At 68.5% G+C, this 10,463-nt stretch carries 12 protein-coding genes and 1 riboswitch; of the genes, 5 read left to right on the forward strand and 7 right to left on the reverse strand.

The features are described from left to right. Positions 1-241: 241 nt before the first annotated feature. The 4 genes from RMO30_RS02155 (at position 242) to RMO30_RS02170 (ending at position 3,761) form a co-directional block, all read left to right on the forward strand. Positions 242-1,168 (forward strand): ATP-binding cassette domain-containing protein, encoded by a 927-nt coding sequence (locus RMO30_RS02155; protein ID WP_309708904.1) that lies wholly within the window; start codon positions 242-244, stop codon positions 1,166-1,168. Next, positions 1,165-2,001 carry an ABC transporter permease gene (locus tag RMO30_RS02160; protein ID WP_309708908.1) on the forward strand — a complete coding sequence of 279 codons (837 nt, stop codon included), beginning with the start codon at positions 1,165-1,167 and terminating at the stop codon, positions 1,999-2,001. The genes RMO30_RS02155 and RMO30_RS02160 overlap by 4 nt, the downstream gene beginning before the upstream one ends. Next, entirely contained in the window at positions 1,998-2,828 is an 831-nt protein-coding gene (locus RMO30_RS02165) for an ABC transporter permease (protein WP_309708910.1), read from the forward strand. Before RMO30_RS02160 ends, RMO30_RS02165 begins: the two co-directional genes overlap by 4 nt. 147 nt (positions 2,829-2,975) lie before the next feature. After that, positions 2,976-3,761, forward strand: coding sequence for a DUF4184 family protein (locus RMO30_RS02170; RefSeq protein ID WP_309708912.1), 786 nt, complete (start codon positions 2,976-2,978; stop codon positions 3,759-3,761). Here the strand turns inward: RMO30_RS02170 and ribH are convergent. The 4 genes from ribH to ribD are packed head-to-tail and all read right to left on the reverse strand — an operon-like array spanning position 3,758 to position 7,176. Then, a complete protein-coding gene (ribH, locus tag RMO30_RS02175; RefSeq protein ID WP_309708915.1) occupies positions 3,758-4,228 on the reverse strand; it encodes a 6,7-dimethyl-8-ribityllumazine synthase in 471 nt (156 codons plus the stop codon). The two genes, RMO30_RS02170 and ribH, sit on opposite strands and share 4 nt — an antisense overlap. Continuing rightward, complete coding sequence (gene ribA, locus RMO30_RS02180) at positions 4,225-5,514, reverse strand: GTP cyclohydrolase II (protein WP_309708917.1); 1,290 nt, start codon at positions 5,512-5,514, stop codon at positions 4,225-4,227. Before ribA ends, ribH begins: the two co-directional genes overlap by 4 nt. After that, positions 5,511-6,158 carry a riboflavin synthase gene (locus tag RMO30_RS02185; protein ID WP_309708919.1) on the reverse strand — a complete coding sequence of 216 codons (648 nt, stop codon included), beginning with the start codon at positions 6,156-6,158 and terminating at the stop codon, positions 5,511-5,513. Before RMO30_RS02185 ends, ribA begins: the two co-directional genes overlap by 4 nt. A 1-nt stretch (position 6,159) precedes the next feature. Beyond that, positions 6,160-7,176 carry a bifunctional diaminohydroxyphosphoribosylaminopyrimidine deaminase/5-amino-6-(5-phosphoribosylamino)uracil reductase RibD gene (gene ribD, locus RMO30_RS02190; protein ID WP_309708922.1) on the reverse strand — a complete coding sequence of 339 codons (1,017 nt, stop codon included), beginning with the start codon at positions 7,174-7,176 and terminating at the stop codon, positions 6,160-6,162. Positions 7,177-7,249: 73 nt separating this feature from the next. Next, positions 7,250-7,377, reverse strand: a riboswitch (FMN riboswitch). A 118-nt stretch (positions 7,378-7,495) separates the two neighbouring features. On the opposite strand from ribD, the gene RMO30_RS02195 reads away from it, so the two are divergent. Next, the gene (locus tag RMO30_RS02195) at positions 7,496-8,002 is read left to right on the forward strand and encodes a hypothetical protein (protein ID WP_309708925.1); all 507 of its coding nucleotides are present in this window, start codon (positions 7,496-7,498) and stop codon (positions 8,000-8,002) included. A gap of 7 nt (positions 8,003-8,009) precedes the next feature. Here the strand turns inward: RMO30_RS02195 and trpS are convergent, their stop codons facing one another. The 3 genes from trpS to RMO30_RS02210 form a co-directional block, all read right to left on the reverse strand. Then, positions 8,010-9,014 carry a tryptophan--tRNA ligase gene (trpS, locus tag RMO30_RS02200; protein WP_309708928.1) on the reverse strand — a complete coding sequence of 335 codons (1,005 nt, stop codon included), beginning with the start codon at positions 9,012-9,014 and terminating at the stop codon, positions 8,010-8,012. 21 nt (positions 9,015-9,035) lie between these two features. Then, a complete protein-coding gene (locus RMO30_RS02205; RefSeq protein ID WP_309708930.1) occupies positions 9,036-9,866 on the reverse strand; it encodes an exodeoxyribonuclease III in 831 nt (276 codons plus the stop codon). Between the two features lie 10 nt (positions 9,867-9,876). Next, positions 9,877-10,463, reverse strand: a 587-nt coding sequence (locus tag RMO30_RS02210) for a YhjD/YihY/BrkB family envelope integrity protein (protein ID WP_309708932.1), incomplete at its 5' end; no start/stop codon positions are given.

The raw sequence follows: 10,463 nt of genomic DNA on the forward strand, positions 1-10,463 counted from the left end.
CGGGGAGGACGTACGCCTCCTCGGCCACCGGAACCCCCGGATCTTCATCGACAGGGGCGGGGTCTGGAGGGGTGCCCCCGCCTCCGCACGCGGCAAGCGCGAGCACGATCGGAAGCGCGAGCAGTGCGACGACGGGCCGACGGGTCATGCGCCGCAGACTATCGGCTCGCCGCCCTCACCCAGCGACGAAATCGAAGAAACCTCGCCCCGTGTCGGAGGGGCCGATCTAGACTCGATTCTCGTGTCAGCCCCCGTCATCATCGCCACCGATCTCGTCAAGACCTACAAGCAGACGGCCGCAGTCGACGGGATTTCGTTCGAGGTCGCGCCGGGCGAATCGTTCGGGCTGCTCGGACCCAACGGTGCCGGCAAGTCGACGACCATGCGGATGGTCGGTGCGGTCTCGACCCGCACGTCGGGTCACCTCGAGATTCTCGGAATGGATCCCGACGCCCACGGGCCTGAGATCCGGTCACAACTCGGTGTCGTGCCGCAGCAAGACAACCTCGACACCGAGCTGCTCGTGCGCGACAACCTCATCGTCTATGGCCGCTACTTCGGCCTGCCGCGCGCCCACGTCGCGAAGCGTGCCGACGAACTGCTCGAGTTCGCCCAGCTGTCCGACCGCAAGAAGTCGAAGATCGACGATCTCTCGGGCGGCATGAAGCGGCGCCTCACGATCGCGCGCGCCCTCATCAACGACCCCCGCATCCTGCTGCTCGACGAGCCGACCACCGGTCTCGACCCGCAGGCGCGCCACATCCTCTGGGACCGGTTATTCCGTCTCAAAGAGCAGGGCACGACGCTCGTGCTGACGACGCACTACATGGATGAGGCCGAGCAGCTGTGCGACCGGATCGTCGTCGTCGACAAGGGCCGCATCATGGCCGAGGGCGCTCCGTCCGCGCTCATCCGCGAGTACTCGAGTCGCGAGGTGCTCGAAGTGCGGTTCGGATCGGAACGCAACGAGACCGCCGCCGCCGATCTGGCCGGCATCGGCGAGCGGCTCGAAGTGCTTCCCGACCGCGTGCTCGTCTACTCGCAAGACGGCGAAGCGGCGCTCGTCGAAGTCACCAGGCGCGGGCTCGAGCCGATCACCAGCCTCGTGCGACGGTCGTCACTGGAAGATGTCTTCCTGCGCCTCACCGGACGGTCGCTGATCGAATGACGTCCCCGGCATCCGCCCCCACCGCCGACCGCGCGGCGCTCGCCGTGAAGAGCCGGCGCTACGGCGCCTGGTACGTCGTCGAGCACAAGCTGCGCGCCGTGCGGTCGTTCTTCTGGACGATGATCGCTACAGCGTTCGGCACGCCGTTCCTCTACCTGTTCGCGTTCGGCGTGGGGCTGGCGAGCCTCGTCGTCGACAGCCAAGGCACCGAGTTCATCGACGGCGTCGGGTACCTGCAGTTCGTCGCACCGGCCCTCATCATCAATGCCGCCGTCATCGTCGCAGCCGAGGAGTACATGTTCGGCATGCTGCTCGGGTTCAAGTGGAACGCCATTTTCATCGGGATGAACTCCGCACCGCTCACCGGGCGGCAGATCATCAACGGCATGTTCATCTTCGTCGCCATCCGAGCGGCCTTCACCGCGGGTGTCTACTTCGGTGCGGTGGCCCTGTTCGGCGGAGTGATCTCGCCCTGGAGCGTGCTCGTCGTGCCGATCGCCATGCTCACCGGGTTCGCATTCTCACCCGTCGCGGCCTGGTCGGCGACGATCACCGAAGACCGGGGCCAGTTCAACATTGTCAACCGGCTGATCATCATGCCGCTCTCGTTGTTCAGCGGCACCGTCTTTCCGCTCAGCCAGCTGCCGATCGTCCTGCAGTGGATCGGCTGGATCTCACCCGTCTGGCACGGCAGCGAACTCGCCCGCCAGTTCTCCTACGGCCCGACCGAACCGATCTGGCTCACGATCATCCACGTGCTTTACCTCGTCGCGCTTGCGTACCTCGGCTGGCGTCTCACGGTGTACTTCTCGGTGAAGAGGCTCGATAAATGACGACCGCCTCGACCTACCGCGCGGCCCGACGCCGCGACAGCGGCGGCGTGCGCGCCCTCTACTCCGGCAACGCCCGCGCGGTGCTCGGCCGGGGACTGCTCGCCACGCGCAGCACCAACTGGTGGATCGTGCTGACCGGAGTCTTCGAGCCGATCTTCTACCTGCTCTCCCTCGGGCTCGGCCTGGGTGGGCTGATCGGCACCGTCACCGACTCGGCCGGCAACGACATCCCGTATGCCGCGTTCATCGCGCCCGCACTGCTCGCGGTGTCGGCGATGAACGGCGCGATCTACGACTCCACCTGGAACGTGTTCTTCAAGATGCACTTCGGGAAGCTCTACGACGGCATGCTCGCCACCCGGCTCGGGCCGCTCGACGTCGCGCTCGGCGAGGTCTCCCTCGCGCTGCTGCGCGGCGCGGCATACGGCGTCACCTTCCTGCTCGTCATGCAGGCACTCGGCCTCAACCTCGCCTGGACCGCGATCCTCGCACTGCCCGCCATCCTGATCATCGCGTTCGGGTTCGCGAGTCTCGGCATGGGCATCACGTCGTACCTGAAAACGTTCCAGCAGATGGATGTCATCACCCTCGTGCTGCTCCCGATGTTCCTGCTCTCGGCGACGTTCTTCCCCATCACCGTCTACCCCGAGGTCATCCAGTGGTTCATCAAGGCGCTGCCGCTGTGGCACGGCGTCGAACTGGTGCGCGGCCTCACCACCGGGGCCCTCTCCGTCGCGATGCTCGGCCACCTCGCCTACTTCGTCGGCATGATCGCTGTCGGCCTGATCTTCACCACCCGCCGTCTGCGCGCGCTGTTCTTGGATTGACGACCGTCGCGAGTGACGACCGGCGCGAGTGACGACCCTCGCGAGCGCTACCCGTTTTGGCGACCGCTGCCGCGATATCGGGCGCGCTCGCGAAAACCGGTAGCGCTCGCGGGTTTGCTCTCAGCATCGGGATGCCAGCATGAGCGCGTGCCGTTCACGCCCAGTCACGCCATCGTCGCGCTGCCGTTCATTCGCACCCCGATCCCGGCGGGAGCGGTCGCCGTCGGGGCGATGGCACCCGACCTGCCGCTGTTCTTCCCGTGGGTCGCTCCCTACGCGGTGACGCACGGATTCCCGGGACTGCTCGGGGTGTCGCTCCCGCTCGCCGTGCTGCTCTATGCGGTGTGGCGTCTCGTCATCCGCCCGGCGGCGTCGGCGCTGTTGCTTCCGGAGGCACTGAGAGCACGGATGCCGTGGGCCTGGGATCGCGTCCGTCGCCCCGAGCGGCCGGTGCGGTCCGCCCTGCTCGTCGTGGTCGCAGCCCTCATCGGCGTCGGCACGCACGCCTTCTGGGACCTGTTCACGCATCCCAACCGGCTCGGCTCGGAATGGTTCCCCGTGCTCGGCCAGCAGTGGGGGCCGGTCGACGGCACCACCTGGCTGCAACACGGCTTCTCGGCCCTCGGACTCGCCGGGGTCGCCGCGTGGGCGGTGCACGCGCTGCGCCGGGCCGGGGTCGTTCACCGCAGCGATCCCCGTTCGGTCGCCGTCGTGAGGGTCGCTGCCTGGATCTCGGCGGGGGCGCTGCTGGTCGGGTCGTTCGCGGCCCACGTTGCGCGCGACGGCTTTCCCGGCAGCTACCCGCAGCTACGCGACACCGCGTTCGACGCCGGCACCATCGCGGGTGCGGCGATCCTCGTGGTAACGCTTGCGGCGTCGATCCTCGTGCGAGCGGTCTCGATACACCGCCTGCGGCGGCACTCGACCCACTAACGCTTGAGCGCGCGCAGCAGCTTCGCGGTGGCGAGTGCAGCTTCGGCAGCGCGGCCGCCGACATCCTCTTTCGACTCCGGCAGGCCCGCGCGGTCGAGTCCCTGCTGTTCGTTGTCGACGGTGAGCACGCCGAACCCGACGGGCTTGCCGGTATCGAGCGCGACCCGGGTGAGGCCGTCGGTCGCGGCAGCGGCGACGTAGTCGAAGTGCGGGGTCTCGCCGCGCACGATCACGCCGAGCGCAACCACGGCATCCGCCCCCGCCTCGAGTGCGGCTTTCGAGACGACGGGCAACTCGAAGCTGCCGGCCACCTGGATCTCGGTGACCGTCGCCCCGGATGCCGCGAGCACGCCGCGCGCGCCCGCGAGCAGCCCCTCAGAGATGCGGGTGTGCCACAGGCCGCTCACGATCGTGACCGAAAGGCCGGTTCCGTCGGTGTCGAGTTCGGGCATCCCTTCGCCGCTCATGGCGTCGTCTCCTTCAGTTCGTCGGCGAGCCGCACCGCGTCGAGCGCCGCATCGTCGGGCAGCGCGTGACCCATGCGGTCGCGCTTCGCCTCGAGGTAGCCCTCGTTGAACTCGCCGACGCCGACGACGAGCGGAACCAGCTCGGTCACCGTCACGCCGCGCTCCTGCAGCTGGCGGGCCTTCTCGGGGTTGTTGCTCAACAGCCGCACGCTCGACAGGCCGAGGTCTTTCAGGATCGCCGTCGCCGCACCGTAGTCGCGTGCGTCTGCAGGGAGGCCGAGCTCAAGGTTGGCGTCGAGAGTGTCGAGGCCGTCCTCTTGCAGGCGGTAGGCGCGCAGCTTGTTGATGAGGCCGATGCCGCGCCCCTCGTGGCCGCGCAGGTAGACGACGACGCCGCCTTCCGCGTGCACCGTGGCGAGTGCCGCGTCGAGCTGCGGGCCGCACTCGCACTTCAGCGACCCGAACGCTTCGCCGGTCAGGCACTCCGAGTGCACCCGCACGAGCGCACCGTCCGCAGGTGTGCCCGAAATCCACGCCACGTGGTCGGCCCCCGTCGAGCGGTCGCGGTAGGCCCGCACCCGGAACGTGCCGTGTTCGGTGGGAACCGTCGTCTCCACCTCGAACGACACCCGCTCGGTTTCGGGGATCTCGACGACGGCCATCGGATCCTTCTCGCACTTGCGCTCCTCCATGAATCGGATGAGCTCCTCGATCGTGATCACCGGAACGTCGTGTTCCGCGCCGAGCGCGAGCAACCCGGGAAGGCGCATCATCTCGCCGCCGTCCTCCACGATCTCGCCGATCACCCCGACCGGGGTCAGTCCCGCAAGCTTCAGCAGATCGACCGTCGCCTCGGTGTGGCCGTCACGTTCGCGAACCCCGCCATCGACGGCCCGCAACGGGATGATGTGGCCGGGTCGGATCAGGCTGGCCGGTGTCGACTCGGGGTCGGCCAGCACGCGCAGGGTGTGAGCGCGGTCGGACGCCGAGATTCCCGTCGACAGCCGGTCGGCGGCGTCAACGCTGATCGTGTACGCGGTGCCGCGCGGATCCTCGTTGTGCGCCCACATCGGCGGCAACTCCATCCGGTCGGCGATCTCGTTTGTCAACGGCGCGCACAGGTAGCCCGATGTGTAGCGCACCGTCCAGGCGATCCACTCCTGGCTCGCGAATTGCGCCGCCATCACGACGTCGCCCTCGTTCTCGCGGCCCTCATCGTCGGCCACAATGATGGGCTTGCCGTCGCGCAGCGCCTGAAGGGCAGTAGGGATGTCGGCGAGGCTCATGACTCGCTCCTTTCGAATTCTGTGGGTTGAGTAGAGCCCGGCGCAGCCGGTCGCGTATCGAAACCCAGCATGCGCTGGATGTGGCGGGCGACGATGTCGGTTTCGATGTTGACGCGGTCGCCGGGAGTGAGGGTGCCGAGGGTGGTTGCGGTGAGGGTCTCGGGAATGAGCGAGACCTCGAACCAGTCGTCGCCGGCGTCGCTCACGGTGAGTGAGACGCCGTTCACCGCGATCGAGCCTTTGCGCACCACGAGGGGAGCGTGAGCCGGGTCGAGCGAGAACCGCAGCACCCGCCAGGCCTCCCCTTCGGTCGCGGTGAGCAGGGTCGCGGTTCCGTCGATGTGGCCCTGCACGATGTGCCCGCCGAGGCGGTCACCGAGGGCGGCGGCGCGCTCGATGTCGACGCGATCGCCCACGACACGGTCGCTCAAGGTGGACATCGCGATCGACACGGCCATGACATCCGCGGTGAACCAGTCGGGCCCCTGGTCGACGACGGTCAGGCACACGCCGTCGACCGAGATGGAGTCGCCGTGCTTCGCGTCGCTCACCGCGAGCGGTGCCTTGATCGTGAGCCGACCGGAGTCGCCCGAGCGGTGCCAGGCGAGCACTTCGCCCAGTTCCTCGATGATGCCGGTGAACATCTCAGCTCCCCTTCGGAACAGCGTGCACATACAGGTCGTCGCCGAGCTGCTCGACGGAGTCGACGTGCAGGCGCAGGATCGCATCCATCGACGGAGTGCCGAGGTCGCCGATCGCGAGCTTCGGTCCGCCGAGCAGGGCGGGGGCGAGGTAGATCGCGAACTCGTCGGCGTACCCCGCGGCGATGACGGCGCTCGCGAGGGTCGGCCCGCCTTCGACGTACACCCGGCGGATGCCGCGAGCGTGGAGGTCGCCGAAGACGGCGTCGAGGTCGCGGGTGCCGGTTTCGAGCACGCCGCGGGGGTGTTCTCGCAGTTTCGCGGAAGCCGGGATGGCGCGCTCACCCACGACGACCGGCAGCGGTTGGGCGGGCATCAGCTCGCCGGCATCCCCCCGCGCCGTCAGTGACGGGTCGTCGGCAAGCACGGTGCCGGTTCCGACGAGGATCGCGTCGCTCTGCGCCCGCTGTTCGTGCACTTTCTGCCGCGCGGCGGCTCCGGTGATCCACTGGCTCGAGCCGTCGGCGGCGGCAGCGCGCCCGTCGAGGGTCGACGCCCACTTCACGACCACCCACGGCCGCCCGCGCCGCATGGCTTCGAGCCACGGGTGCAACAGCGTCTCGGCTTCATCGTGCAGAACACCGTGCACCACCGGGATGCCGGCTTCCGCGAGCCGCTGCGCTCCGTGGCCCGACACTGCACCCGGGTCGGGAACCGCGAAGACGACCTTGCCGATGCCCGCCGCGATGAGCGCTTCGGTGCACGGCCCCGTGCGGCCGGTGTGGTTGCACGGCTCGAGGGTCACGACGGCGGTGAGGCCGTCGGCATCCGTCACCTGCGACAGGGCGTCGATCTCGGCGTGGGGGGTCCCGGCGCCGCGGTGCCAGCCCTCGGCGACGATGCGGCCGTCGGCATCCAGCAGCACACAGCCGACCTGCGGATTACCGCCGACGAGCGGTCCGCGCCCGGCAAGGTCGAGGGCTCGGCGCATCGGCGCTTCGAACCGCTCGATCTCGGTCATCCGTCTTCCTGGTCTCTGACCGGGGACGGGAGGGTCGCGCAACCGCCGCACGCAAATCGCGCGCGCAACGGCAGCGTGCATCCTCCCATCCGGACTTTGACCGTCGGTCCCGGAATTCCACCGGATCGGCTCCCCGCCTTGCGGCGCGGAGTTCGCGGACTATCACCGCCGGTTCGGGATTTCACCGATCCCGGAGCACGTGCTTCGTATCACCAGCTTACAACTCGCCCCTCGTGCCGAGCATTCCCGCCGCTGTGACCCGAGTGCGGGCCTATTCGCGCGACGGGGTGCAAGAGTACGGTTCGGTCAGGAGGACGCTATGAAACGCGCACCGCTCATCGTCATCATCGTGCTCAGTGTGCTCGTCGTCGGCCTCGGAGCCGTGCTCGCCTACCGACTGTTCTTCTCACCGGATGCCCCGCCACCGTCGGTGCTCCCATCCACGCCGCCGGCGGCAGCGCCGACGGCCACGCCGACGCCAACGGGAGAGTTCACCTCAGAGGGGGGCACGCCGATCACTGTGGACGAGTGGAGTGACTCGCCCGTCGGCAGCCCGCTGACCCTTTCGGGGGAAGTACCGGGCAACTGGTCGTCCGGCGGCAGCTTCGCCGTGCAACTGACCGACCAAGACGGGAACGTTCTCGACGACGCGACGGCTCAGCTCGAGGGCGACTGGATGACCGAAGAGCTGGTGCCGTTCACCGTCACCCTGAACTTCGACCGACCCGCCGACGTGACCAGCGGGTTCCTCGTCCTGAAGAAGGAGAACCCGTCGGGGCTGCCGGAAAACGACGACTCCCTCAGCATTCCGGTCACGTTCTCTTAGCGGGGGATCAGCGACGGGGCAGGAATCCGAGCCGGTCGTACGCCTTCGCGAGGGTGGTGGCGGCGATGGCTTCGGCGCGCTCGGCATTGTCGGCGAGCAGCCGGTCGAGTTCGGCGGGATCGGCGAGCAGCTCGAGTGCTCGCTCACGCACCGGTGCGAACGCGGCGACGACGGCATCCGCTGTCTCGGTCTTGAGGTCGCCGTAGCCGCGGCCGGCGAAAGCGTCAACGAGCGCCGGCACCGGCTGCCCGCCGAGGACCGACAGCAGCGACAACAGGTTCGACACCCCGGGCTTCGCAACCGGGTCGAAGAGGATGTCGCGGTCGGCGTCGGTCACGGCCGACTTCACCTTCTTCGCCAGCACCGTCGGCTCGTCGAGCAACCAAAGGATGCCCTGAGGCGACTCCCCGGATTTCGACATCTTCGACCCCGGGTTCTGCAGGTCGAACACCTTCGCCGTCTCGGGCAGGATGCGCACCTCGGGCAGCACGAACGTGTCGCCGAACCGCGAGTTGAACCGGGCCCCGAGGTCGCGGGTCAGCTCGATGTGCTGCCGCTGGTCTTCGCCGACGGGCACGATCTCGGCGTCGTACAGCAGGATGTCGGCGGCCTGCAGGATCGGGTAGGTGAACAGCCCGACCGACGCGTTGGCTCGGCCCTGCTTGGCGGCCTTGTCCTTGAACTGGATCATGCGCTCCGCCTCGCCGAAGCCGGTGAGGGTGTTGAGCACCCAGGCGAGTTCGGCGTGAGCGGGCACGTGCGACTGCACGAACAGAATCGAGGAAGCCGGGTCGATCCCCGCCGCGATGTACTGCGCGGCGGTGCGCCGGGTTGCCTCGCGCAGGGCTGCGGGCTCCTGCGGAACGGTGATCGCGTGCAGGTCGACGACGCAGAACACGGCGTCGTATTCGACCTGGAGGTCGCGCCACTGCAGGAGGGCGCCGATGTAGTTGCCGGCGTGCAGCGACTCGGCAGAGGGCTGCATCCCCGAGAAGAGGCGGGGCTTAGACATAGGAGGCCTTACGAGACGGGGTCAGAGCTGGTAGTCGACGACGACGGGAGCGTGGTCGGACCATCGCTCATCCCACGCCGCGGCCCGATCGACCTTCACGTCAACGACTTTAGCGGCCAGTTCGAGCGTCGCCGCCTGGTAGTCGATGCGCCACCCCGTGTCGGTGTCGAACGCCTTCCCCCGGTTCGACCACCAGGTGTACGGGCCGTCGACCTCACCCGCGAACCGGCGCCCGACGTCGACGAACCCGAAGCCGCCGCCGGCGTTGTAGTCGGCGTCGCCCTCCGCGCCGAAGAACCGGTCGAAGTACGCGCGCTCCTCGGGCAGGAAGCCGGCGTTCTTCACGTTGCCCTTCCAGTTGCGGATGTCGAGGGTGCGATGCCCGACGTTCAAGTCGCCCATCACGACCGAGAGCGGATTGCGCGCCCGCAGCTCGGGGAGGTGCACGAGCATCCCCTCGAGGAAGCGGAACTTCTCATCCTGCTTCGCGGTACCGACCGCGCCCGACGGCACGTAGCAGGACACCACGGTCACCACCGTGCCGTCGACGTCGTAGTCGGCTTCGAGCCACCGGCCGGCCGAGTCGAAATCGTCGGGCCCGAACGTCATCCGAGGCACCGACGCCGCGCGGCGTGACGCGATCGCCACCCCCGCACGGCCCTTCGCCGTCGCCGGGTCGTGCAGGATGGCCCACTCGTCGCCGAGCAGTTCGTCGAGGTGCGCGGTCTCGGCCCGCACCTCCTGCATCGCCAGGATGTCGACATCCCGACCGGCGAGCCAGTCGCCCATGCCTTTGCGGAACGCGGCGCGCACGCCGTTGACGTTGACCGAAGCGATACGGAGGCGAGTCACCCCAGGGACACTACCGGCGACCACCGATCAGCCGCTTCCAGAATCCGGGCTTCGCCTCGCGCTGCGGCTCATGGGCGGCGACCAGCGCACGCGCTTGTTCGAGTCGCGACGCGAACACCTTCCTATCGATCACGATCCCCTCGTCGTCGACATCCACCGCCATCCACGTCGCGGCCAGCAGAATCACCTGCGATGCGAGGTTGTAGTAGATGAGCAGGCCCGCGACGACGGCAAAGGATGCGATGAGCGGGTTGTTCTGCGCACCGCCGAGCAGCAGTCCACCCGCGACGGTGAGCATCGCCAGTCCGATCGCCCCGAGCAGCACCCCGTGCCGGAGGATGCGTGCGGGCACCTTCACCCGGGCGAGAAGCCGGTAGATCCCGGCAAGGGCCACCGCATAGACGAGCACCGCGACGACGAGGGTCACCGTGCGGCTCAGCACGAACCCCGCGACTGACCGGGTGTCGATGCCGAGCAGCCAGAGGAGGTTCTCGGTCGCGGTGGTCCCCGCGAACGAGAGGCCCGCCGCGATCAGGAGGAGGGCAGCGAAGCCGACCCCGAGGGCGAGGTCGATGAGCTTCTGCACCACGACATTGG

It is taken from the genome of Pseudolysinimonas sp. (assembly GCF_031389465.1).
Lineage (GTDB): Bacteria > Actinomycetota > Actinomycetes > Actinomycetales > Microbacteriaceae > Pseudolysinimonas_A.